Raw genomic sequence first — 24,777 nt, forward strand, 5'->3', positions numbered from 1 at the left:
AACGTGTTTTCACATTGTTGCGGGATGTCGCATATGTCCAATCCCCCGTCGCCCCAGTCCGAGCCTGCCAACCATCTCGCGCCTAAAAGGCAGCCCCCGGTGATCGTCGCAGCCGGCAAGATTCGTCGAGTGCGATGCATTGAGGCGACTTAAGACCATCGAGGAGAATGTGATGAAGTTTGCACTTCGAGGATATTTTCTTGCGCTCGGCGCGAGCCTGGCTTTGTCCGGCACGGCCATGGCGCAGGATATCAGTGTTGCTGTGGTCGGCCCGATGACCGGTTCGGAGGCGAGCTTCGGCCAGCAGTTCAAGAACGGCGCTGATCTCGCCATTGCCGATATCAATGCGGCGGGCGGTGTGCTCGGCAAGAAGCTGAAGCTGGAGGTCGGCGATGACGCCTGCGATCCGAAGCAGGCGGTGTCGGTTGCCGAGAAGATGGCAGGCGCGAAGATTCCGTTCGTCGTTGGGCACTTCTGCTCGTCGACCTCGATCCCCGCGTCGGATGCCTATGCCGAGGGCAACGTGCTGGAGATCACGCCCGGCTCGACCAACCCGCTGTTCACCGAGCGCGGGTTGTGGAACACGTTCCGCGTCTGCGGCCGGGATGACCAGCAAGGCATGGTCGCGGCCGCCTATATCATCAAGAACTACAAGACCAAGAACGTCGCGATCATCCACGACAAGACGACTTACGGCAAAGGCCTGGCCGACGAGACGCGCAACGCCATCAACGCCGCGGGCGTGAAGGAAAAGCTCTATGAGGCCTACACCAAGGGCGACAAGGACTTTGCCGCGCTGGTGTCCCGCTTCAAGAAGGAGGGAATCGATTTCGTCTATGTCGGCGGGTACTACGCGGAGGCCGCATTGATCCTGCGCCAGATGCGCGAGCAGGGCGTCAATGCCGTGCTGATGGGCGGCGACGCCCTGGTCGACAAGCAGTTCGCGGCGATCGCGGGTCCGCTTGCCGAGGGCTCGCTGTTCACCTTCTCGCCCGATCCGCGCAAGAAGCTGACCGCGGCCGCGACCCTGAAGAAGTTCAAGGACAAGGGCATCGATCCCGACGGTTACACCCTCTACAGCTATGCCGCGTTCCAGATCTGGAGCCAGGCCGTGGCGCGCGCCCAGACCACGGACGCCAAGAAGGTCGCCACGACCATCAAGGCGGGAAGCTGGGACACCGTGCTCGGCAACATCAGCTACACGCCGAAGGGTGACATTACGCTGATCGACTATGTCGTGTACCGCCGCGACAAGGACGGTAACTACGCCGAACTGGCGGCTGGTCGATGATCGCAAGCCGCGACATCGGCACTCCTCCCTGACCGATGTCGCGGCAGAGCCTGTCCGGCTGCGCCGGCTCACAGCGCCAACTCACCAACCTCTGCCAGCCCCGGGGTGTTGGCGCTGTGATGCCCGGCCGGAATGCACCGACTTGCTCGCGCCGATCGGCAGCAACGCCACCGATGACGGCCGCGCCAAGAACCCAAGAATCCGAGTACCGACGCGTCGAGCTGATCCCGCAAAAGCAACCGACGTACCGACGTCGTGGCGCGCCCGCGCCCGCGAGAAATATGGCGCCGATCCGACGGTCACCTATTTCGAGAGCCCCGTCGTGGTCGACAATGTCGCGCAGCAGGTGCTTTCCGACGCGTAGCGAAGGGCGCCACAATCGTCGGCCTCTCCGCTGATCGGAACCCTGGATTGTCGGATCGGCTGCGCATTGTCCGCGTGCCAGTCGCCATGCGCGTCGGCTTGTGTTCAGCACGGCCGCAGGGCTAGTCTGCCTGCAAGCAAGAAGACTGCAGGGAGCCCTCGCGATGAACCAACCTCAATCCTCACATACGGCCCCTGCGTCAGCACTGCCGCGCCGCAGGCTCGGCCGCACCGGGCTCGAGGTCTCCATCCTCGGTTTCGGCACCGCGCCGCTCGGCGATCTCTTTGCGCGGCTCGATGACACGACCGCGATCGCAGCGGCGGGGCGGGCGTTTGCGCTCGGCGTCAATTTGCTGGATTCCTCGCCGCTGTATGGGCATGGCCTCGCCGAGCATCGCTGCGGCACCGCGCTGCGCCGGGTGGCGCGTGACGACGTCGTCGTCTGCACCAAGGTCGGACGCTGGATGGACCCGTTCCACGGCCGCGGCGACGGCTCGAATTTCGCCGGCGGCCAGCCGCATCGCGCGGTGGTCGATTATTCCTATGACGGCACGATGCGCTCGGTCGAGCAATCGTTGCTGCGGCTTGGGACCGATCGCATCGACCTGCTCTTGATCCATGACGTCGACGTCTGGACCCATGGCGCTGACGCGATCGAGGTGCGGTTTCGCGAGGCGATGGAAGGCGCCTATGTCGCGCTCGACAAATTGCGCGCCGAGCGCGTGGTCAAGGGCATCGGGATCGGCGTCAACGAGGCCGAGATGTGCGTGCGCTTCGCCAAGGCGGGTACGTTCGACACCATGCTGCTCGCCGGCCGCTACTCGCTGCTGGAGCAGCCGGCGCTCGCCGAGTTCCTGCCGCTGGCGGAGAAGCAGGGCATCGGCATGATGCTCGGCGGCGTGTTCAACTCCGGCATCCTGGCGACCGGCGCGGTTGCCGGCGCCAAGTATAATTACAAGGACGTGCCACCCGACGTGCTGCAGAAGGTCGCCGCAATCGAGCGCGTCTGCCGCGTCCACGGCGTTGCGCTGGCGACCGCCGCGCTGCATTTCGCGCTGGGTCATCCGGCGGTCGCGAGCCTCGTGCTCGGCGCGCAGACACCGCAGGAGGTCGAGCGCAATGTCGCCGCGCTGTCGGCCTCCGTCCCGGCCGCGTTGTGGCGTGACTTGAAAGCCGAGAGGTTGCTCGATCCGAATGCGCCGGTGCCGACATGATCCGGATCGACGCCCATCATCATGTCTGGACCCTGGCACGCGCCGATTACGGCTGGCTGACACCCGAACGCGGACCGATTTACCGCGACTTCGGGCTATCAGATCTGATGCCGCATCTCGCCGCAGCCGGGATCGATGGCACCATCCTGGTGCAGGCCGCGCCGACCGAGGCTGAAACTGCGTTTATGCTCGACGTTGCCAAAGGCTCCGATCTGGTGCGGGGCGTGGTGGGCTGGATCGACTTCGATGCCGACGACGCGGCGACGCGGATCGATGCGATTGCCGGGCGCGAGCTGCTGGTCGGCCTGCGGCCAATGGTGCAGGACATCGCCGATGACGACTGGCTGCTGCGGCCGGAACTGGCCGCGCCGCTCGAGGCCATGGCGCAGTACGGCTTGGTGTTCGACGCGCTGGTGCTGCCGCGCCATCTGCCAAGGCTCGTCCAGGTGGTCGATCGCCATCCGGACCTGCAATTCGTGCTCGATCATTTCGGCAAGCCAAATCTCGCAACCGGCGACATCGCGGCCTGGAAGGACGATATCGCGAGCCTTGCGGCGCGCGCCAACGTCGTCTGCAAGCTGTCGGGCCTCGCGACCGAGGCGGCGCCGAACTGGCAGGTCGCCGATCTCCGCGAGGCCGTGGACCATGCGCTCGCATGTTTCGGGCCGCAGCGCATGCTGTGGGGCAGCGACTGGCCGGTCGTCAATCTCGCCGGCGGCTATGCGCGCTGGTTCGCTGCTGCCGAGAGCCTGCTGGCTGATTTGTCAAGTGAGGCAAGAGCTGCGATTTTCGGCGGCAATGCGGCGCGGGTCTATTTGTCAAGCCGTGGGCGGCGCACATCCTGGAAATAGATTGCGCGAGGTGCCAAATTTGATCCACAGCGCGCCTTGATGAATCATTCCGGGATAGTTCATAAGCGGCGTCCGCGCCATCAGTGGCGTGACGATTCAGAGAGACGAGCGTGGCAAAGATTCATCATCAGATTGCGCAGGAGCTGGGGGTTCGCGACGAGCAGGTCGAGGCGGCGGTGACGCTGCTCGACGGCGGCGCCACGGTGCCGTTCATCGCGCGATACCGCAAGGAGCTTACCGGCGCGCTCGATGACACGCAGCTGCGCACGCTGGAAGAGCGGCTGACCTATCTGCGCGAGCTCGAGGAGCGCCGCACCGCGGTGCTTAACTCGATCCGCGAGCAGGGCAAGCTCGACGCCGCACTCGAAGCCCAGATCATGGCCGCCGACAGCAAGGGCCGTCTGGAAGACATCTATCTGCCGTACAAGCCGAAGCGCCGCACCAAGGCCGAGATCGCCAAGGAGGCCGGGCTCGAGCCGCTCGCCGATCTCCTGCTGACGCAGCCGCAAAACGATCCCAACGAGGCCGCTTCTCCCTTCGTCGATGCCGAGAAGCAGGTCGCCGACGTCGCCGCCGCGCTGGACGGCGCGCGCGCCATCCTGGTCGAGCGCTTCGCCGAGGACGCCGATCTGATCGGCGCGTTGCGCGAGGAGATGTGGTCGAACGGCATCATGGCTTCGACCGTCCGCACCGGCAAAAAGACCGAGGGCGAGAAGTTCAAGGACTATTTCGATTTCTCCGAGCCGCTGCCGAAACTGCCGTCGCACCGTATCCTGGCGCTGTTCCGCGGCGAGAAGGAGGAGATCCTCGACCTCGCGATCAAGCCGGAAGCCGAGGCGCCGGCGGTCGGCGTGCCCGGCATCTATGAGCTGAAGATCATGAACCGCTTCGCGGTCTCCAACCAAGGCCGCAAGGGCGACAAGTGGTTGACGGAGACGGTGCGCTGGGCTTGGCGCACCAAGATCCAGATCCATCTCAACATCGATCTGCGGATGCGGCTGTGGGCCGCAGCCGAAACCGAGGCGGTGCGCGTGTTCGCCTCGAATTTGCGCGATCTGCTGCTCGCGGCACCGGCTGGCGCGCGCGCCACCATGGGGCTCGACCCCGGCTATCGCACCGGCGTCAAGGTCGCGGTGATCGATGCGACCGGCAAGGTAGTGGCGCATACGGCGATCTTTCCGCACGAGCCGCAGCGGCGCTGGGACGAGGCGCTCGCCATTCTCGGCAAGCTCGCGATCGAGCACGGCGTCGAGCTGATCGCGATCGGCAACGGCACCGCCTCGCGCGAGACCGACAAGCTTGCCACAGAGCTCGTGAAGCGGCTGCCCGAGCGCAAGATGACCAAGATCGTGGTCTCCGAGGCTGGCGCATCGGTCTATTCGGCCTCTGCCTTCGCCTCGAACGAATTGCCCGATCTCGACGTCACCATTCGCGGCGCGGTCTCGATCGCGCGGCGGCTGCAGGATCCGCTGGCCGAACTGGTCAAGATCGATCCGAAGGCGATCGGTGTCGGCCAGTACCAGCACGATCTCGGCGAAGCCAAGCTCGCGCGCTCGCTCGATGCCGTGGTGGAAGACTGCGTGAACGCGGTCGGCGTCGATGCCAACACCGCCTCGGTGCCGTTGCTCTCGCGGGTGTCGGGCATCGGCGCGGGGCTGGCGCAAAGCATCGTGCAGCACCGCGACGCCAACGGTCCGTTCAAGTCGCGCAAGGCGCTGAAGGACGTGCCGCGGCTCGGGCCGAAGGCATTCGAGCAGTGCGCGGGCTTCCTGCGCATCAGCAATGGCGAGGACCCGCTCGATTCCTCCGGCGTGCATCCGGAAGCCTATCCGGTGGTACGCCGCATCCTTGAGGCGACCAAGAGCGACATCAAGGCGCTGATCGGCAACGCCGACATGATGCGTGGGCTCAGGCCGCAATCCTTCGTCGACGACACGTTTGGTCTGCCGACCGTCACCGACATTCTGCGCGAACTGGAAAAGCCCGGCCGCGACCCGCGCCCGGCGTTCAAGGCGGCGGTGTTCAAGGAAGGCGTCGAGGAGGTCAAGGACCTCAAGAAGGGCATGATCCTCGAAGGCACCGTGACCAACGTCGCGGCCTTCGGCGCCTTCGTCGACATCGGCGTGCACCAGGACGGGCTGGTGCACATCTCGGCGATGTCGAAGACCTTCATCAAGGACCCGCGCGAGGTGGTGAAGCCCGGCGACATCGTCAAGGTCAAGGTCCTGGACGTCGAGGTCGCGCGCAAGCGCATCGCGCTGACGCTGCGGCTCGACGACGAGATCGGACCGAAGAAGGACAATGCAGGACCGTCCCGCGATTTTTCGCGCGGCTCGGCCAAGATGACGTCGGCGGCTCCGCGCAAGCCGGCCGAGCAGTCCGGCGGCGGCGCGCTCGCCGAAGCGCTGCGCCGCGCCGCCGAGAAGAGCGGGCGCGGCAAGCCGACCTGAGCCGCGTTGGCGTCATCCGCCACGTCACGGCGATAGAAAAGGGGCGGATCACGCTTCGTTGATCCGCCCGGCGGCTAGCCGCTCAATGTGCAGAGCTGGTGGTGACTTGCCATCAGTTACATCACACCACGAGACAGCCATAGATACGTCGTGCCTTCTCTGAGCCTTTCAATGGCTCGGCCGGCAACGATGCAGTCGATGTCACCTTGTGTCAGGCCGATATCCCTCAGCTCCCTGTCGCTGAGGTCGCGCAAACTGGCTCGCGACCTCGCGCGTTGGCGCCAATTTCGGAAGGCGCGCCAATATCCCTGGAGCAAACCCAGGAGGCACTGCATCGATGCGACTGGTGGTCCAGCCGCTTCCTTTTCCGAGAAAGCGTCTCTTAGCGCTGCGATGGAGGCATCGGGGCATGCCTCGGCCAAGGCATCGCCGGTGGTGCCTTTCACCAGTGCGATGGCGGGGTCGAGGCGCAGCCCTGCGGCATCGCGCCCGGTCGAGGGGCTGAGGTTCGTCTGTTGGGGTGGCATCGGATGCTCCTGCTGTTGTGCCGGCAGGGAGCATGGCCAAACAAAAGGCCCCGTCCGATGCCGGCGGGGCCTGGTGAAAAGATCGCGTCGTCGAATTCCTAGCGCACGACTCCTTCCACGGCCCAGCGAGAGTGGGTCATGTTTTTGCGGTTCGCGATGCGCACGACGTTGATCATGAAGCCCAGTTACCACGGAGATCGCGCATGATCAAGGGGTGTGCCGGTGCGGCGCGCATCCTCAAGGCGAGCGCTCGTGACGTGACGCGAAGTCTGCCCAGGCTCCGAGATCGTCTGGTGGTTTGATTCGGACACTTGAAGGTCGCCTTGCGCACAGAGCTCGCGCGCCAAATCCTAAATCCGGCGTCAGAATCTGGCGCATTTGTCAGTTGAAGTCGGGCATCGGCTTGCGTCTTCTGAGCGTCCTCTGCTTGCGGCGACGAGAGGTTCGCCGCGGTCCCAATCAGGGAGGATTTGATGAAGAACAGGCTGTTCACGTTTCTCACGGCGGCGACGCTCGCTGCCAGCGTTGCGCTTGCACCCGTAGCCTTCGCCAGAGGCGGCGGTGGTGGCGGTGGACATGGCGGTGGCGGCGGTGGTCACGGCGGTGGCTTCGGTGGCGGGCATGGCGGTGGCTTTACTGGCGCCATGGGCGGCGGCATGCATGGCGGCGGAATGGGCGGAATGCGTGGCGGTGGTTTCGGCGGCGGTATGCGTGGTAGCAGCGGCGCGGCGTTCGCCGCGATGGGCGGCGGCGGGCATTTTGCCGGCGGGCGCGTTGGTGGCCCCCGCTTCGTCGGTGCGCCCGCAATCGGCCCGCGATTTGCCGGCGCCGGAGTCCACGGCGCGCGCTTCTTCCATCATGGCGGCTTCCGCCACCACCGCTTCCATCGCTTCGCGGTCTTCGGCGCGCCCTACGTTTACGCCGGCGGCTATTACGATGGCTGCTGGCGCAGGTCGTGGACGCCGTACGGATTGCAATGGGTCAATGTGTGCGGGGACTATTGGTGATCGCCCAACCAACCGCACCGTTGTCGCGGTCGTCGCCAGGCGTTCCATCCAGCCCCGGAATGGGATAGTCTGGCGGCGGCCGTCGCGGGGCGGGCGCCCGGAGAGTTGAGAACTCCAAGAGTTCAAGAAGACTCGGAGTTCAAGACAACTCGGAGTTCAAGATAATGACCGGAGCACACCGCCGCATTCTCGTCGTCGAGGACGATCCTGAGACCGCCGGTCAGCTCGTCGAGGAGCTCACCACCAGCGGCTACGATGTCGACCTGGCGGCGAACGGCCGCGAAGCGCTGAGCCAGGGTGCGGCGCGCGACTATGCCGTGATCACGATCGATCGCATGCTGCCAGACATCGATGGCATCACGGTGATGCGCCAGATGCGCGACGACGGCATCGCGGTGCCGTTCCTGATCATCAGCGCGCTGGGCGAGGTCGACGACCGCGTGCGGGGCTTGCGCGCCGGCGGCGACGACTATCTGGTCAAGCCGTTCTCCTTTGTCGAGTTGCTGGCGCGGCTGGAGGCGCTGGGCCGCCGCAGCGAGACCGTTGCCAAGGAGACCATCCTGCGGGTCGGCGACCTCGCGGTCGATCTGATCGCGCGGACGGCGAGCCGGCGCGGCCGCAAGATTCCGCTGCTGCCGAAGGAATTCCAGCTGCTCGAATATCTCGTGCGCAACGAAGGCCGCGTGGTGTCGCGCGCGATGCTGCTGCAGCATGTCTGGGACCTTCACTTCGATCCCTCGACCAACATCATCGACGTCTATGTCGGACGGGTGCGCCGCAAGGTCGACGATCAGCAAGCCTATCCGCTGATTCACACGATCCGCGGCATCGGGTACTGCCTCCGTGCTCCTGGCTAAAACCCTCAAGTCGTCGACCTTCCGCCTGGCGCTGATCGCGATCGGCGCGTTCGGCCTGATCGTCTCGGCGATCTTTGCCTATGTCTACTGGTCGACGCTGTCCTATGCGCGCGATCGGGCCGATCGCGCCATCACCGTCGAACGGGCCAGCCTGCACGATGCCTATGTGCGATCCGGCCGCGACGGCCTGGCCGCGTTGATCGCACAGCGGATAGCGGACAAGGGTTTTGCCGATCACGTCTACCTGCTGGCCGGTCCCGGCTCGGCGGTGCTCGCCGGAAATCTCAGCCAATGGCCCGAAGGCACTGCGCAGCGGGGATGGGTGGAATTTCGCGCGCCGCCGCCGCCGTCGCTCGCTGCGGGAACCACGCTGGTGCGAGCCGTGACGGAAACCTTGCCAAACGGCGATCGCCTGCTGGTCGGCCGCGACATCGGTGATCTCGACGGCTTCATGGCCCAGATCAGGGCCGCCGGCATCGCCGTTGTCCTACTCATCATCGTGCTTGCAGCCGTCGCCAGCATCGGGGTGACGCGGCGAACGGTCGGCCGGATCGAGTCGATCAATGCGACCAGCCGCGCCATCATGCTCTCCGGGCTCGACCAGCGCATCCCGCTGCATGGCAGCCACGACGAATGGGATCGCGTCGCCGAAAATCTCAATCTGATGCTGGATCGGATCCAGACCCTGATGGGAGACGTCAAGCAGGTCGGGGAGAACATCGCCCACGACCTTCGCACGCCGCTTACCCGGATGCGCGGCCGGCTCGAAAAGGCCTACCACGCCCCGCGCAACGGCGAGGGCGATGCAGCGCTGATCGGCAACACCATCGCAGATCTCGATGCGGTGCTCGGAATGTTCGCGTCGATCACGCGGATTTCCGAGATCGAGACGCGGGCCCGCAAGGACGCCTTCCGCACCGTCAATCTCGTCGAGATCGCAGGCGAAGTGGTCGAACTCTACGATGCCGCGGCTGAGGAGGTCACCACGCATCTCGAGCTTGCCGGCGATGCCGCGGTGCTGGTCACCGGCGACCGCGATTTGCTGTTCGACGCGATCGCCAATCTCGTCGACAACGCCATCAAGCATGGCCGCCCCGGCGGGCGGGTGACCGTGACCTGCGACAACGACGAGGGCGACGCGGTGATTGCGGTGGCCGATGACGGCCCCGGCATTCCACCCGGCCAGCACGACCGCGTCTTCAAGCGCTTCTACCGGCTCGAACAGAGCCGCTACACGCCGGGCAACGGCCTCGGCCTCAGCCTGGTCGCGGCGGTCGCCAGCCTGCACGGCGCGCGAATTGAATTGCGCGACAACGGACCGGGATTGTTGTGCAGGCTGTGTTTTGCCGCTGCAGAAACGTAGGGTGAGTGCGGAGTATCGTACGTGAGGTGAGCACGCCCCCAAGGCTCCCTCTCCACGCAACCGGGGTCTACCCCGGTTGCGCATTGTAAATTTTCGCAAGTCGGGCAGGCCCGACTTGCGGCTGGAGAGGGTGGGGAGAGGGGTGGCCCCGGGCGAACTGATCGATGAGTGCAACGCTTTCGTAACCTGTTCGCTTGTTGCCGTGACGGATTCGGAGAGCGCGCGCCGTGTGGCACCCCTCTCCCTAACCCTCCCCCGCAAGGGGGGAGGGAACCCTTCCGCCGGTGCCTCCCTGACGCGGCAATCACTGAGTTGCCCGACGGCGCAAGCCCCCGCAGCAAAAATATTTCGCTTTATCAGAAATACAACTCAGTGTATGAATTGTTCGTCCCGCCCGATCGAGGGGCGCTTCGCGGTCGTCACGAACGAGGTGTGGGATGCGGTGGACGCCGAGCGTGCGAGAGACGAGTGCACACAAGGCGGACGGTGAAGTCGTGTGGTCCTGACGCCCTAGTGGCTGGTGTCCCCTTGCGAGACGCAATTGCGTCTTGCGAAGGCGGTGACAAAAAAGCCAAGTCTCGCCGGGGAGAGCACGAAATAAGCCGTAACCCATCGCGCAGGGAAAGCCGGACTGCTCCGGTTACACCTGTGGTCCTACCCCCGAGCTTTCTACCTTTTGCTCGGGGCCCATGGGTGCGATCGGCACCCGGCTTTCCCTGCGCCCTCTGATCGAGGAGGGCGGAACGAAGAGCAAAGCTCGGGCGGATCATGTCGCGAGAACGCGAAGGCGCGTCCCCACCACATCTGTCATCGCCCGGCTCGACCGGGCGATCCCGTACGCCGCGGCCTCTCGGCTCAAGCCCCGGCGTCTCTGGAGTACTGGATCACCCGCTTTCGCGGGTGATGACACCGCGATGCTTGATAGTGAATCGGATAATCACGCCGGCGTCATTGCCGCATTCGTCGGATTGACGGTGCGATCGGTCTCGTTGATCAAAACCGCCCCGCCATCTCCGCGGGTCTGCGGTGCGCGGCCTCACGGGCCACGCGGATCGGCTCGGTGGGTCCGGTGGTCGGGCCGATCGGCACGAAGCGCACGTCACTGACGCCGATGAAGCGCAGCGCCTCGCGCAGATAGGGCGTCGCCATGTCGATGCGGCCGCGGTTCATGCCGGTGACGAAGTCGCTGCCGCTGGCGATGATCACGATGGTCGGCCGGTCCTTGAGCAGCGGCAGATAACCTAACGCCGGATCGAAGCGGAAGGTCAGCCCGGGCTGGATGATGACGTCGAGCCATTGCTTGAGCTTGTAGGGAACGCCGAAATTCCACATCGGGGTCGAGATCAGCACGCGATCGGCCAGCGACAGCCGCAGCGCGAGGCGCTCGGCGACGGCGAAGGCGTCGTGCTGCGAATTGGTGAAGCTCTTGCCGCCGATCCGGGCGTATTTGGCCTCGAGCAGATAACCCTCGAACTCCGGCAGCGGCTCGCGCCAGAGGTTCATCGCGTCGATCTCCCAGTCCGGCCGCGCCTGGCTGAAATGGTCGAGAAAGACGCGCGCACCATCAGCCGATTCCGAATCGGCGCGAGGAGAGCAGGCGAGGTGCAGCAGTTTTGGCACCGCGCCTCCCTAACCGAGCGCCTTGATGACGGCGTCGGCGTTGGTCACCACGGAAACGTTCTGCAGCGCGAAGTTGATCGCGGCGTTGTGCCAATCGGCATTCATGGTCGAGCAGCAATCCTCTGGTACGATCATGAAATAGCCCTTGTCGGCGCCGGTGCGCGCGGTGTGCTCGACCGACATGTTGGTCCAGGCTCCGGTGTTGATGATCATGTCGCGGCCGGTGGCCTTCAGGATGGTCTCGAGCCGCGTGCCTTCCCAGGCACTCATCCGCATCTTCTCGACCACGAAGTCGCCGGGACGCGGCTCGAGCCCCGAGACCGGCGCTGCCCCCCAGCTGCCGCGCACCATCGCCTTGCTGTCGACCAGTCCCTCGAACAGCGGCGCGTTCAAGGTCACGCCGGGTGCGCCCGGCTCGACGACAAACCAGACATGGATGATGGCGACGCCGCGGGCGCGTGCAGCCTCGGCGACGCGGCGGACATTCTCGACGACATGCTGTTGGCGCGCATGCACGGGCGCGCCGGACTCGGCGAACGCGCCGCCGTCCATGATGACGTCGTTCTGCATGTCCTGGATGATCATCGCGCAGCGCTTCGGATCGAGCTGCATGTCGCCGGCGGCGAGATTGGGCGCGGGCGTAGAGGACGATGCCGCGCCGGCGCCGCCACGCTTGCTGCTCATATAGGGCTCCTGTCGCGGCCCGACCTTGGTCGGGATCGCATAGACCGAATGGGTCGCGGTCAGATACAGCGTGCGGAAGTCGGCGCCGCCCCAGGCAAGATTGGCGACGAGTTCGGGCAGGCGGACCTTGCCGAGCAGATTGCCGTCAGCCGAATAGACCCAGACGCCGCCGGGCGCGGTGACCCAGACATTGCCGCGCTGGTCGCACTTCATGCCGTCGGGCAGGCCGGGCTCGAGCTCGGAGCGGATGCCGCTCGCGAACATGCGCGGATTGGCGAGCGAGCCGTCGGCCTGGACGTCGAAGGCACGGACCAGCGCCTGCACGGTGTCGTTGACATAAAGGATGCGTTCGTCGGGCGAGAAGCACAGTCCGTTCGGCTGCTCGAACAAATAGCGGTCGACCAGCAGTTTGGGCGCACCACCGCCCGGCGGCACGCGGTAGACGGCCTGGAAGCCGAGCTGGCGCGGTCGTTCGACTCCATAGACCGGCATCCGGCCGTACCATGGATCGGAGAAATAGATGGCGCCCGAGGAATGCACGCAGACGTCGTTCGGACTGTTGAGCTCCTGGTTCTCGTAATGCGAGGCCAGCACCTCGCGCCGCCCGTCCGGCCGCTCGCGGATCAGCGACGACGTCGCATGCTCGCAGACGATCAGGTTGAGCTCGGCGTCATAGGTCATGCCGTTGCATTTGTTCGACGGACGCTTGACCTCGACGACGCCGCGCCGCGCATCCCAGCGCCTGCGCACGTCGCCGGGCATGTCGGAGAACAGCAGGAAGTGATCCAGCGGATGCCAGATCGGTCCCTCGGTGAAATCGAAGCCGGTGCCGACCTGGCCGACCGGCGCATAGGGATCCATCAGATCCTCGAACTCGGCGCGCAGCGTGACATGCGTCATCGTGACAGGCCTTCTTGGTTATGCCGGAAACCAATTGCGCTGCGGCAGGCTCTGCACCACAGGTCCGGGCACCTGGTCGTGCAGCCGGCCGACCACCGCGCCGCCCTCGATCTTGGCCGGGCGATCATGCACCGGCAGCAAATAGCGCGAGCTACTCAGCAGCTTCTTGATCGCAGCCTTCTCGGCGCGCTTGCTGGTGCCGTGGTTGCCGGTGGTGCGCGGCTCGGCGTCATGGATTTCGTTGAAGGGGGCGACGATCTGGTCGTTGAAGTCATAGATCACGTCGCCGCAGATTGTCGCGATGCCGTCGGCGGTGTGGACGTGGATGTTCATCGAGCCTTCGGTGTGGGCGTTGGCGGCGTCGCAATAGACGCCCGGCATCAGCTCGACCGGACCGGTGATCTCGAGGTCGAGGAAGCGCAGCGCGCTCTTGGTGTGCAGGCGGTCGATCAGATGCTTGATGTCGGGCGCCGGATATTGCGGGTGCATCAGGCCGGAGACGGAATATTCCAGCTCCTTGCGGTTGACGACGACGGTGGTGTTCATCGGGAACAGATCGTCCTTGCCGGCGTGATCGATGTGCAGATGGGTGTGGCAGACGAAGCGGACGTCGCCCATTCGCACGCCGTGGCGGGCGAGCTGGTTCTCGATCATGTTCTCGTGGAACTGGAGGCCGCGCATGCCGAGCGTCTCCATGATCTGGTTGGAACGGTAGCCGGTGTCGACCAGCACAGGGTAGGGGCCGCCGAGGATCAAAAAGCCGAGCGTCAGCACGCGGCGGGTCCGGCCGCAATTGTGCCCGAGCACGAGGAAGCTCGATTCCAGCTCGATATCGCCATAGTCCAGAATCTTGATCTCCAACGGCATCTGTCCCTCTCCCAATTCGTGTTCGTTGTTGTGTCCGTGTTCGCGGCGCGCCTATGGCCCCAGCCGATAGACCCGCGCCGCCGTTGTGCTGAAGATCGCCTCGCGCTGCTCGTCGCTGAGCCGTGCGGCCGCCGCCTTGAAGGCGTCGACGAGATCGCGGTAGCTGGACCACAGCTTCTCGATCGGAAAGTTCGAGCCGAACAGGCAACGGTCCGCGCCGAAGATCGCGACGGTGTCGATCACGATGCCGGCGATATGCGCGGCATCGTTGCGATGGATGAAGGTGCCGAGCCCCGACAGTTTCGAAACCACGTTCGGGCAGCGCGCCAGCCGCGCCATGCCGGCGCGCCAGGCGGCGCGTCCCTGCGGCGACAGATCCTCCAGCATGCCGGCGTGCTGCAGGATGAACGTCACGTCAGGGCAGGCCTCGGCGAGGCCGGCGGCATCGGCCATCTGCGACGCGAACACCTGCAGGTCAAAACTCCAGCCATAGTCGGCGAGGTGCGCGACGTTGCGCCGGATCGCGGTATCGGTGCAGAGATCGGGGCGCGCCGCGAACCGATAGAGCGGGTTGTCGTGCCAGTGCAGCTGCATGCGCACGCCGCGCACCAGCGGATAGCGCTTCAGGCGATCGAGCTGCGGGCGGACGTCGTCGACGGAGAGATCGGCATAGGCGACGAGGGCGTGCGGCCAGCCGTGCTGGTCAGCGGTCTGCTGCACCCAGGCTGCTTCATCCTCGAACTGGCCGTTCGGCCAGTTGGTCTGGACGTAGACCGAGCGGGTGACGTCGGTGCCCTTGAGGTCGTCGAGATATTCCTCGATCGGATAGTCGCGGCGGATTGGCTCGTAGGGGCAGAAGATGCGCGGCTGCATCGGGCCGGACAGCCAGGCGAGATCGGCCTGACGCCAGATGTGATGATGTCCGTCGACAATGCCAGTCACGCAGCTCTCCTTGCTCCGAGCGACAGCAGATGCGCGACCACCGCCGCGCTCGATCCGCCGTCCACGAGATCGTCGACAAAGCGCTGGATCGCGATCAGCGCCTCTGTTTGCGGCTTGAAGCCGGACGAGGTTGCGAGCGGCGTCAGCCAGCTGACGCGCCAGGCCCGGCGCGACAGCTTTGCGACGGCGTCGCGCAGCGCGGCCGGATCGCCGCGCTCAAGCCCGTCGGAGACGATCACGACCGCGGCGCCGCGGGCATATCCGCCGAACCGCGGCACGGCGAGGAAGGCCTGCAGCGCGTCGCCGATGCGGGTGCCGCCATCCCAGTCGCTGACCAGGAACGAGGCCGCGCTCAGCGCCTGCTCGCGGCGCTTCAGCCGCAGCGCCGATGTCACGCGGGTCAGTCGCGTGCCGAAGGTGAAGACCTCGACATTGCCGGCCGCCTGCACCAGCGCATGCGCGAGCCTCATGTTCTCCTCGGTGCGGGCCTTCATCGAGCCGGAGACGTCGATCAGCAACAGGATTTTCCGCGGACGCTGGCGGCGGCGCATGCGGCCGAGCCGCAGCACCTCGCCGTCATTGCGCACGCTGTCACGTAGAGTGCGGCGCAGATCGGCGAACGGGCCACTGCGGGCGCGGCGTCGCCTGTGGCCACGCCGCCGCGGCAGCCGCTTTGCTGCCTCGCGCGACAGTTTTCGCAGCGGATCGCTGATCGCGGCCTGGGCAAAGCGGCGCTCGACCAGCGCCTCGGCGCGTGCCGCGGCAAGGCCTGACTCATTGGCCTCGTCGGCGAGCGGCGGCTCGTCCTCGCCGCGGCCCTCCTCCTGCAGGCGGACGGTCTCCTCGTCCTCGCCCTCGGCCTGCTCGATCGCCTCGCCGCCACGGAAGTGGATGTCGAACAGCCGGTCATATGTCGCGCAGCGCTCCGGCGGCGGCGCCAGCGTCGCGAGCCCGGCCTGGCGGATGTGCTCGAGGCTCTGCGGCCCGAGCAATTCGATCGCGGCGAGGAAACTCGTTGTCTGCTCCGGTGCGACCAGGAAGCCGTTGGCGCGCAGCAGCGCGACAAAGGTCACGAAGATCTGCGCGGCGCGCGGCAGCTTGAGATCGTCGCTCACGCGGCTGCCTCCGCGATCAATGCATCGAGCCGGGGTGAGATGAAATGCAGATCCTCCTCGTCCTTCAGCGCGACGCCGATCGAACGCTTGAAGGCATCCGGCCAGCGCGCGCCGCCCTTATGAAGGAGGGTCGCGGCCTCCGCCCAGTCGACGGCTTCCGCAATCCCCGGCGCTTTGCTGAGCGGCTCGCGGCGCAGCCGGCCGACGGCGGCGACCACCGCGCGGGCGGTGGCTTCGGCGACGCTGGAGGCGCGCATCATCACGATCCGGGCCTCGCGCTCGGCGTTCGGATAGTCGATCCAGTGATAGACGCAGCGCCGCCGCAGCGCCTCGTGCAGGTCGCGCGTCCGGTTCGAGGTCAGCACCACGACGGGGTGCTCGGCGGCACGCACGGTGCCGCGCTCGGGGATCGAGATCTGGAAGTCGGAGAGGAATTCGAGCAGGAAGGCCTCGAACTCCTGGTCGGCGCGATCGATCTCGTCGATCAAGAGCACGGTCGCGTCGGGCGCCCGCAATGCGGCGAGCATCGGACGCTCGATCAGGAAGGCGTCGCCATAGATGTCGATGCTCTCTTCGCCGGCCTGCCGGATCGCCAGCATCTGGCGCGGATAGTTCCACTCATAGAGCGCAGCAGCGGCGTCGATGCCCTCATAGCATTGCAGGCGGATCAGCCTGCGGCCGAGCACCGCGGCGATCGCTTTCGCAGCCTCGGTCTTGCCGACGCCCGGCGCGCCCTCAAGCAGCAGCGGTTTGCCGAGCGCGAGCGAGAGATAGGCGGCCGTCGCGATGCCGTCGTCGGCGAGGTAATAGGCCGCGCGCAGCGCCTTCTCGAGCGCCTCGGGGCTATCGATGCCGACGATGTTGCTGCGGACCGGCATGGAGAGACCTCAGCGCCGCGGCTGCGGCCGCGCGCCGCCTTGCGCCCTGATCGCGCGCAGCACCTTCTCCGGCGTGATCGGCAGATCGTCGATCCGCACCCCGACCGCGTTGAAGATTGCGTTCGCCACGGCAGGCAGCACCGGATTGGCGCACATCTCGCCCGGTCCCTTGGCGCCGAACGGGCCGTCCGGGGCCGGGCGTTCGAGCACCGCGATGTCGTGCGGGCAGATGTCGCCGGGTCCCGGCATCAGATATTCGACGAAGTCGCGCGGGCCATGCACCGGCTCCGGATAATACGGTTCCGGCGTCTCGTAGAGTGCGTGGCTGACGCCCATCCAGGCGCCGCCGACCAGCTGCTGCTCGACCAGCCGCGGATTGAGCGCGCGACCGAGCTCATAGGCACTGTCCATCCGGACCATATCGACTTCGCCGGTCTCGTCGTCGACTTCGACCTCGGCGACGAGGCAGGCATGCGCATAGCACGTCGCCGGCGACATCTCGCCGGTTTCAGGGTCGACGTCGGACAGCGGCACCAGGAAGATGCCGCGGCCGGAGATCGTCTTTCCCTGCTTGAACTGCGCGGCGATCGCGACGTCCTTAGTCGAGATCGAGCGATGCGGCGCGCCCTTGACGTGGATGTTGCCGCGGCCGTCGGTCTCGAGGTCGGCGGCGTTTACCTCGAGCTCCTCGGCGGCCGCCTCCATCATCACGCCGCGCGCCTCGCGCGCTGCCGCCATCACGGCGTTGCCGACGCGATGCGTGCCGCGCGAGGCGAACGAGCCCATGCAGTGCGGACCGGTGTCGGAATCCGCGGTGTCGACATAGACGTCCTCGACCGGTACGCCCAGCGTCTCGGCACAGATCTGCCGCGTCACGGACTTCATGCCCTGGCCGAGGTCGATCGAGGACAGCGCGACCGTGAACTTGCCGCTCGGGTTGGAATGCACCAGCGCCTGGCTCGGATCGCCGCCGAGATTCATGCCGATGGGATAATTGACCGACGCGATGCCGCGTCCGCGATGCCTGGTCATGGTCAGCGCCTCCTGGTGCCGAAGACGGAAGAGAAGCGGGTGGCGCCATGCGACGGCGCGGTCGGCCGCGGCGGCGGAGGTGATGGTGGCGTCGGAGAGGGCGGCGGCGGCTCGCGGGTTGCAGCCGGGGCGCGATCATACGTCGTGCGCTGCTGCGACGGTGCGGGCGCCGGCGCATGCGGTTCACGTGGCGTCAGCGTCACAGCAGCACGGATGCCACCACCATCCTTGCGCGACGACATGCGCTTGAATTCTTCGCGGAGCGGCCATTTGGTCTTCTCCGCGGCGACCTGCACGCATTCGATCAGTGCCGTGTTCTTGGCCTCGCGACGGTGCGCCTTCATGTCGCCGTCGCGATACGCGTTGAGGATCCGGAACTCCATCGGGTCCATGCCGACGAGATGGGCGAGCTTGTCCATCTGGCATTCGATGGCGAAGTCCATCGCCGTGACGCCGAAGCCGCGCATCGCGGTCGCCGGCGTGCGGTTGGTGAAGACGCAGTAGACGTCGCCATGGACGTTTGGGATCGTATAGGGGCCGGGCAGATGCGCCGCGCATTTCACCGCCGCATAGCTCGACAGTCGCGTATAGGCGCCGCTGTCGAAATAGGCGCGCACCTTGCGCGCAACGACGCGGCCGTCGCGCATCACGCCATCCTTGATGTAGATGCGCTCGGCGCCGCGCGGCGGGCCGTATTGCATCTCCTCCTCGCGCCCGAACACGTAGCGCACCGGGCGTCCGGTCAGCATCGCGCCGAGGATGCAGAGCGGTTCGGTCAGGGTATCGACCTTGCCGCCGAAGCCGCCGCCCACCGTGCCGCCGATGAAGTGGAAGGTGTTGGAGGGCACGTCGAGGATCTTTGCGCAGGTGTCGACCGAGAAAAATAGCGCCTGCGTCGAGGTGTAGACGATGTAGCGGCCGTTGGTGTCGGGCGCGGCGATCGAGCCGTTGGTCTCGGTCGGCGCATGCTCGATCGGCGACATCTGGTAGCGCTGTTCCAGCACATGGTCGGCCGAGGCAAGCGCACGGTCGGCATCGCCGAAGCGCAGCTGCTGGCGATCGTAGGTCTCGTGATAGGTGAAGGTGTTCTTCGGATAAACCTCGTTGACCACGGGCGCGCCCGGCTTCAGCGCGTCCTCGACATCGAACACCGCCGGCAGCGGCTCATAGTCGATCTTGACCTTGGCGATCGCCTCAAACGCCTCGCGCGGGCTGTCGGCGACGATGGCGACGATGGGCTCTCCCTTGTAGCGCACCTTGTCGACCGCGAGCGACGGCTCGTCGTCCTTGCCGAAATTGATCAGGCTGAGCAGCGTGTTCAAATTGCGCGGCACGTCGGAGGCGCGGATCACGCGCCGCACCCCCTGCGACCGCTCGGCCTCCGAGGTGTCGATGCGCCGCAGCCGGGCGTGCGAATGTTCGCTGCGCACCACCTTCAGATGCAGCATGCCCTGCAGCTTGTGGTCGTCAAAATAGGGCGAGGTGCCGGTGACATGGCCGAGCATGTCCTGACGCTGCGTGCCCTTGCCGATTTCCTTCAGATTGTCGTCGCGCTCGTCGGCGAAGAGGTCCTTGCGCAATTCCAGCATGGCACTGTTCCCTTACGCGCGTGCGCGGCCGCCGGATGCGGCGGCGAGCACGGCGTTGATGATCGGCTCATAGCCGGTGCAGCGGCAGATATTGCCAGAGATCGCCTCGACCACCTCGGCGCGGCTCGGCTGCGGATTGCGGTCGAGCAGCGCCTTCGCGGCCATCAGCATGCCCGGTGTGCAGTAGCCGCACTGCGCGGCGAAATTGTCGGCGAAGGCGCGCTGCAGCGGGTGCAGATTGGGGCCGTCCTTGATGCCGTCGAGCGTCTCGACGGAGCGGCCGGCGACGGTCTCGGCGAGCGTCAGGCAGGAGAGGTGCAGTTCGCCATCGATCAGCACGCTGCAGGTGCCGCAGCCGCCCTGGCCGCAGCCGAATTTCGGCGTCATGTCGCCGATCAGCTCGCGCAAAGCCACCAGCAGATTGGTGCCGCCGTCGACGAAGATCGCGACGTCACGGCCGTTGTGCTGAAATTGCAGAGGGGTCTTGGCCATGACGATCTATTCCTGACCGGACAACAGGCGCCGGAGATGCACGCCGACGATCTCGCGGCGGTACCAGGCGCTGGCGAGCGCATTGTCGCCAGGCGAAGTTCCTTCGACGGCAGCCGCGGCGGCCGCATTGATCGTGGAGGCGTCGAGCGAGCGGCCTTCCAGCGCACGCTCGGCGGCGCGGGCGCGGATCGGCGTCGGCGCCATCGAACCGAGCGCGACGCGGGCGCCGACGATGCGGCTGCCGTTGACCGGCAGATGTGCTGCGAGCGTGATCACCGCGCCGCCCTTGGGCTTGATCCGCGCGATCTTGCGGTAGCGGAAGGCCTCAGTGCTGCCGGGCTTGGCGAAAGAGATCGCCAGCACCAGCGTGCCGGTCTGCCGGTCGCGCGATTGCAGGAATTCCTCGATTTCGATCTCACGGCCGCCAAGGCCGCCCTGCACCGACACGACAGCATCGAGCGCAAGCATCGCGACAGTGAAGTCGCCATACGGCACCGGCGCGAACAAATTGCCGCCGACCGTGCCCATGTTGCGCACCGCCGGTCCGCCGATCGAGCGGGCCGGGGCGTGCAGGAAGGCAAGCTCGCGCTCGGCCAGGATACGCGCAAAGGTGACGCCGGCGCCGAGCACGATACGCGCGCCCGAAGTATCAATCCGGGTCATCGCCTGGTCGCTGGCGCGGATAACAGTCGAGATCGAGATGTCACCTTCGTTCAACGCCCGCATCACCAGCGTGCCGCCGCCGAGGTAACGCGCGCTGCGATCCGACGACAGCGCGGCCGCCGCGTCATGGGTGCTGGTGAAGGTCTTCACCGTGACTGGCATGATGTCCCTTTCCGCTTACGCGGCCTCCTTCAGATGCCGGCGGATGGCTTCGAAGCCGGCCTGGTAGATGTCTTCCGAAACCATATGCGTAATGCGATCCCGGTCGTCGGTCCGCGTCGTGAAGCGCGATTCCCAGTGCCAGAAGGTGCGGTCGCCGTCGGTGACCGGCAGCAGGCGGACATGCGCCACGTAGTTGAACATCGGGATCGGTGTATCGAGCAGGCAGTAGCTGAACGATTGTTCGAGGTCGGACAGCGCCAGCAGCTGCTCGCGCAGCTCGGCGCCGTCCTTCAGCTTGAAGCGCCTGACGCAGCCGATCTTGTCGGAAGGCTGCGCGCGCTCGATGCCGCTGGTCGCGACCGCAGGGTGCCAGCGGTCGTGGCCATTGAAATCGCGCAGCACGGCCCAGACCGTATCGGTCGGTGCATCCAGGATCGTGCTTTTGACGATGTGCGGCACGGTCAGCGTCCAATGTCTATCTTTTGCATCGATGTTGCCGCGCGCATCACCTCTCCCCAACGGGGAGAGGTCGGCGCGCAGCGCCGGGTGAGGGGGCTCAGGTCCCACGAGGGACCGCAACCCCTCACCCGGATCGCATCATGCGATGCGATCCGACCTCTCCCACAGGGCGAGAGGTGGACCGTCTGCTCGGCGATATCTGACCTATGCATTCCGCTATCCCCCGAACGCCCGCTTCAGGGCGTCGAATCCGCCCTGGAACACGCCGCCACCGATATTGTTGACGAGCTCTGCTTCACGTTCCGGGGCGCAGTCGAACTCGGCAGTCCACTCCATGAACGTCTGGTCGCCGTCGGTGACCGGCGTGAGCCGCAAGGTCGCGACATAGTTCTCGACGCCCATCGGCGATTCCAGGATCGAGTAGATGCAGAACATGTCGTAGTCGGACAGGCCCAGAAGCTTCTCCCTGATCCGGTCGCCATTGCGCAGGCGAAAATCCCTGACGCAGCCGATCTTGTCGGAGGGCTCGCCACCCTCGATCCGGCTCTCCGCAATCGCGGGGTGCCAGTTCGGCAGCCCGTTGAAATCGCGCACCCGGGCCCAGACCCGGTCGTTGCGGGCGTTGACGACGGTGGAGACATAAACTCGTGCCATGGCGTGAGCTCAGTCCTTCTTGCGTGGCGTGCGCTCAGGACGCGGTGGCTCGCCGCCGCCCCCGGGCGCTGCCGGCTTGGCCTCGCCGCTGCTTTTCCGCGCGGACTCCTTGATGCCCTGCATGTCGCGCGCCTCGCGGATCAGGCCGGGCATTTTTGCCAGGCTGCCGCCCTCGACGCCGATATCCGACAGGATCGAGTCGATCAGCGGCGCCTGCACGCGATAGCGCAGCGCCGAATCGATCACCTCGTCGGTGGCGCTGCGGCCACCGCCGCCGCCATTACCGTTGCCGTTGAGGCCGTCTACCTGGAGGATGCGGATGCCCTCGATCTTCTCCATCGGCTTGACGCTCTCGCGCACGATGCCCTCGATCCGGTCGAGCAGCTTGCGACGGAACAGCGAGTAGCGTGCCTGATCGGTCAGCACATTTTCGGCCTCGTTGAGCAGGCGCTGCGCCTCGGCCTCCACCGTGGCGCGAACCCGTTCGGCCCCGGCCGCGATCCTGGTTTCCTCGGCCTGCTTCTCGGCCAGCAGCACCTCGATGGTCTTGCGCCGTTTGGCGATTTCGCTCTCGCGCGCGGTGACCACGCGCTCGGCCGCCTCGGTGGCGTGTACCCTCGCGTCCTCAGCCGCCGCGCGCGCCGCGGATTCCTCCAGCGACTTCTGATGCAGCGCGATCGCCTTCTCCATCAGCGCGGTCTCGACGTCCTTCTCACGGTTCACCTCGAGCTTGCGCAGCTCGCGCTCGCGGCCGATCCGGGCCTCGTCGAGGCCGCGGTCCGACGCAATCCGCGCGCGTTCGACCTCCTCGCGTGCGGCAATCTCGGCCTCCTGCAGCGACTGGTTGCGGGCGACTTCGAGCTGCTCGATGGAGCGGCGCCGAGCGATCCGCGCAGCCTCCAGCGCCTGCTCGCGGGTCACGTCGGTGGTCTCGACCTCCTTGCGGGCCGTGATCTCGGCCTGCTTGACCTGCCGGTCGGCATCGATGCGCTCCGATCGCTTGGCGGCGAGCGCGATCACGCGCTCCTCGTCGGCGAGCTCGATCGCCCTCTTCTGATCGATATTGAGCACCTCGCGGGTCCGGGAGGACGTGATCCGTTCGCTCTCCAGCGCCAGCTCGACATCGATCCGCTGCCGCTCGACCGCGTCGCGGCGCTTCAGCTCGGCGGCCTCGATCGCCCCGGTGCGCTCGATCTCGAGCGCGCGGGTCTCGCGTTCGGCACGGATGCGCTGTGCGGCGACCGACTTCTCCTGCGAAATGCGCGCCGCCTCGATCGATTCGCGCGAGGCAATGTCGGCCTCCTCGATTGCGCGGGTGCGCGCGATTTCCAGCGCCCGGACATGTTCCTCCTGCGCGATCCGCGACGCCTCGGTGGCGTCGCGCGCCGTGATCCCGGCGATTTCGATCGCCTGGTTGCGCTCGATCTCGAGCTTGCGCGTGGTGTGATCGGCGGCGATGCGCTCGGCGGCCAGCGTCTTCTCTCTGATGATGCGGGCGGCCTCGACCGACTTTTGCGCCTCGATCTCGGCCTCCTGGATGGTGCGGACCTGCTGGATCTCCAGTGCGCGGGTGCGTTCGTCCGAGGAGATGCGCTCGACATTGACCGTCATGGTCTGGGCGATGCGCGCCTTCTCGGTGGCCTCGCGGGCCGCGATCTCGGCCTCCTCGACCGCGCGGGTCCGCTCGATCTCGCGGCGGCGAGTCTCTTCCTCATTGGCGATGCGGGCATCGGTGACGACGCGGTCCTGCTGGATGCGGGCCTTCTCGATCTCCTCGCGTGCCAGCAATTCCCGCTCTTCCACCGCGCGGGTGCGCTCGATCTCCCGGTGCCGGGTCTCGCGCTCGGAGGCGATACGGGCTTCGGTGATGGCCTGCTCGTTGGCGATGCGCGCCTTCTCGATGGTTTCGCGTGCGGTGATCTGGGCCTGTTCGGCTTCGGTCTCGCGCAGCGCGCGCTCGCGGGCGACTTCGGTGCGCTGCAGGGCGCGGCGCATCTCGATATCACGCTCCTGCTCGAGGCGGGCGGTCTCGCTCTCGCGCTCGATCTCCAGCGCCTGCCGCTCGGCTTCGAGATTGCGCGAGCGGATCTTGATCATCGAGTCCTGCTCGATGTCGTTGCGCAGCTTGCGCTTGGCTTCGATATCCTCCATCAGGCGGGTCAGGCCTTCGGCGTCGAAGCGGTTCGAAGGGTTGAAATATTCGAGGTCGGTCTGGTCGAGATCGGTGATCGCGACCGACTCCAGTTCGAGGCCGTTCTGCGCCAGCGCTTCGGCGGCATTGGCCTTGACGCGGGCGACATAGTCGCCGCGCTGCTCATGCATCTGCTCCATCGTCATTTCGGAGGCGACCGAGCGGATCGCGGAGATGAACTTGCCGGAAAGCAAAGTGTGGAGCTGCTCCGGCTCCATGGTGCGGCGGCCGAGCGTGGCGGCGGCGATCGAGACCGCCTCGCGGGTCGCCTGCACCCGGACGTAGAAGTCGGCCTCGATATCGACGCGCATCCGGTCGCGGGTGATCACGGCGTCCTGCCTGGAGCGCACGATCCCCATCGGCAGCACGTTCATGTTGACCGGCGTGTAGTCGTGGATGAACGGCAGCACGAAAGCGCCGCCATTAATCACCACCCGTTCGCCGAGGAAGCCGGTCCGGACGAAGGAGGTTTCCTTCGACGAGCGGTGGTACAGCCAGTTCACCACATAGACGATGATGACGATCGCGACGATTGCGACGATGAGCCAGAGGATCAATTCACCTGCTAGCATCCCCGACATATCTTCCTCCCTTGGTCACGGCGCG

21 protein-coding genes and 1 pseudogene are annotated in these 24,777 nt (G+C 66.2%); 8 read left to right on the forward strand and 14 right to left on the reverse strand.

All coding sequences use genetic code 11. The features are described 5' to 3' along the window. Positions 1–172: 172 nt before the first annotated feature. The 5 genes from K359_RS0130660 to K359_RS0130680 all read left to right on the forward strand — a co-directional run bounded on the left by K359_RS0130660 (position 173) and on the right by K359_RS0130680 (position 6,169). Entirely contained in the window at positions 173–1,291 is a 1,119-nt protein-coding gene (locus tag K359_RS0130660; RefSeq protein ID WP_029082737.1) for a branched-chain amino acid ABC transporter substrate-binding protein, read from the forward strand. 142 nt (positions 1,292–1,433) lie between these two features. Beyond that, a complete protein-coding gene (locus tag K359_RS64715) occupies positions 1,434–1,655 on the forward strand; it encodes a hypothetical protein (RefSeq protein WP_035977413.1) in 222 nt (73 codons plus the stop codon). A gap of 163 nt (positions 1,656–1,818) precedes the next feature. After that, the gene (locus tag K359_RS0130670; protein ID WP_051346501.1) at positions 1,819–2,868 is read left to right on the forward strand and encodes an aldo/keto reductase; all 1,050 of its coding nucleotides are present in this window, start codon (positions 1,819–1,821) and stop codon (positions 2,866–2,868) included. Then, on the forward strand, positions 2,865–3,719 hold the full coding sequence (locus tag K359_RS0130675) for an amidohydrolase (protein WP_029082739.1): 855 nt from the start codon (positions 2,865–2,867) through the stop codon (positions 3,717–3,719). Before K359_RS0130670 ends, K359_RS0130675 begins: the two co-directional genes overlap by 4 nt. Positions 3,720–3,829: 110 nt before the next feature. Beyond that, positions 3,830–6,169 (forward strand): Tex family protein, encoded by a 2,340-nt coding sequence (locus tag K359_RS0130680; RefSeq protein WP_029082740.1) that lies wholly within the window; start codon positions 3,830–3,832, stop codon positions 6,167–6,169. 116 nt (positions 6,170–6,285) lie between these two features. On the opposite strand, the gene K359_RS0130685 is transcribed toward K359_RS0130680, so the two are convergent. Continuing rightward, positions 6,286–6,696: a DUF1127 domain-containing protein gene (locus K359_RS0130685; protein WP_029082741.1), complete on the reverse strand. Its 411-nt coding sequence runs from the start codon at positions 6,694–6,696 to the stop codon at positions 6,286–6,288. Between the two features lie 473 nt (positions 6,697–7,169). On the opposite strand from K359_RS0130685, the gene K359_RS63465 reads away from it, so the two are divergent. The 3 genes and pseudogenes from K359_RS63465 to K359_RS0130700 all read left to right on the forward strand — a co-directional run. Further along, complete coding sequence (locus K359_RS63465; protein ID WP_029082742.1) at positions 7,170–7,703, forward strand: hypothetical protein; 534 nt, start codon at positions 7,170–7,172, stop codon at positions 7,701–7,703. A 164-nt stretch (positions 7,704–7,867) separates the two neighbouring features. After that, entirely contained in the window at positions 7,868–8,560 is a 693-nt protein-coding gene (locus K359_RS0130695; RefSeq protein ID WP_029082743.1) for a response regulator transcription factor, read from the forward strand. A gap of 427 nt (positions 8,561–8,987) precedes the next feature. Continuing rightward, a pseudogene (locus K359_RS0130700) lies at positions 8,988–9,923 on the forward strand (sensor histidine kinase); the annotation flags it as partial. Between the two features lie 993 nt (positions 9,924–10,916). Here K359_RS0130700 and K359_RS0130705 read toward each other — a convergent pair. The 13 genes from K359_RS0130705 to K359_RS0130765 all read right to left on the reverse strand — a co-directional run bounded on the left by K359_RS0130705 (position 10,917) and on the right by K359_RS0130765 (position 24,752). Beyond that, on the reverse strand, positions 10,917–11,543 hold the full coding sequence (locus K359_RS0130705) for an FMN-dependent NADH-azoreductase (RefSeq protein WP_029082745.1): 627 nt from the start codon (positions 11,541–11,543) through the stop codon (positions 10,917–10,919). Positions 11,544–11,552: 9 nt separating this feature from the next. Beyond that, positions 11,553–13,127: an isochorismatase family protein gene (locus K359_RS0130710; RefSeq protein ID WP_029082746.1), complete on the reverse strand. Its 1,575-nt coding sequence runs from the start codon at positions 13,125–13,127 to the stop codon at positions 11,553–11,555. Between the two features lie 18 nt (positions 13,128–13,145). Next, positions 13,146–13,994 carry an MBL fold metallo-hydrolase gene (locus tag K359_RS0130715; RefSeq protein WP_029082747.1) on the reverse strand — a complete coding sequence of 283 codons (849 nt, stop codon included), beginning with the start codon at positions 13,992–13,994 and terminating at the stop codon, positions 13,146–13,148. Between the two features lie 51 nt (positions 13,995–14,045). Further along, the gene (locus K359_RS0130720; RefSeq protein ID WP_029082748.1) at positions 14,046–14,936 is read right to left on the reverse strand and encodes an amidohydrolase; all 891 of its coding nucleotides are present in this window, start codon (positions 14,934–14,936) and stop codon (positions 14,046–14,048) included. Beyond that, positions 14,933–16,051, reverse strand: coding sequence for a VWA domain-containing protein (locus K359_RS0130725; RefSeq protein WP_029082749.1), 1,119 nt, complete (start codon positions 16,049–16,051; stop codon positions 14,933–14,935). The genes K359_RS0130720 and K359_RS0130725 overlap by 4 nt, the downstream gene beginning before the upstream one ends. After that, complete coding sequence (locus K359_RS0130730; RefSeq protein WP_029082750.1) at positions 16,048–16,929, reverse strand: MoxR family ATPase; 882 nt, start codon at positions 16,927–16,929, stop codon at positions 16,048–16,050. The genes K359_RS0130725 and K359_RS0130730 overlap by 4 nt, the downstream gene beginning before the upstream one ends. Before the next feature lie 9 nt (positions 16,930–16,938). Next, positions 16,939–17,961 (reverse strand): xanthine dehydrogenase family protein molybdopterin-binding subunit, encoded by a 1,023-nt coding sequence (locus K359_RS0130735; protein WP_021075858.1) that lies wholly within the window; start codon positions 17,959–17,961, stop codon positions 16,939–16,941. 2 nt (positions 17,962–17,963) lie between these two features. Then, complete coding sequence (locus tag K359_RS0130740; RefSeq protein WP_029082751.1) at positions 17,964–19,550, reverse strand: xanthine dehydrogenase family protein molybdopterin-binding subunit; 1,587 nt, start codon at positions 19,548–19,550, stop codon at positions 17,964–17,966. Positions 19,551–19,562: 12 nt separating this feature from the next. Continuing rightward, positions 19,563–20,042: a (2Fe-2S)-binding protein gene (locus K359_RS0130745; RefSeq protein ID WP_029082752.1), complete on the reverse strand. Its 480-nt coding sequence runs from the start codon at positions 20,040–20,042 to the stop codon at positions 19,563–19,565. A gap of 6 nt (positions 20,043–20,048) precedes the next feature. Then, positions 20,049–20,867, reverse strand: coding sequence for a xanthine dehydrogenase family protein subunit M (locus tag K359_RS0130750; protein ID WP_029082753.1), 819 nt, complete (start codon positions 20,865–20,867; stop codon positions 20,049–20,051). A gap of 15 nt (positions 20,868–20,882) precedes the next feature. Beyond that, positions 20,883–21,326 carry an SRPBCC family protein gene (locus K359_RS0130755; protein ID WP_029082754.1) on the reverse strand — a complete coding sequence of 148 codons (444 nt, stop codon included), beginning with the start codon at positions 21,324–21,326 and terminating at the stop codon, positions 20,883–20,885. Between the two features lie 216 nt (positions 21,327–21,542). After that, entirely contained in the window at positions 21,543–21,980 is a 438-nt protein-coding gene (locus K359_RS0130760) for an SRPBCC family protein (protein ID WP_029082755.1), read from the reverse strand. 9 nt (positions 21,981–21,989) lie between these two features. Then, positions 21,990–24,752 (reverse strand): flotillin family protein, encoded by a 2,763-nt coding sequence (locus K359_RS0130765; protein ID WP_029082756.1) that lies wholly within the window; start codon positions 24,750–24,752, stop codon positions 21,990–21,992. Between the last annotated feature and the right edge of the window lie 25 nt (positions 24,753–24,777).

It is taken from the genome of Bradyrhizobium sp. th-b2 (assembly GCF_000426785.1).
GTDB lineage: Bacteria > Pseudomonadota > Alphaproteobacteria > Rhizobiales > Xanthobacteraceae > Bradyrhizobium > Bradyrhizobium septentrionale.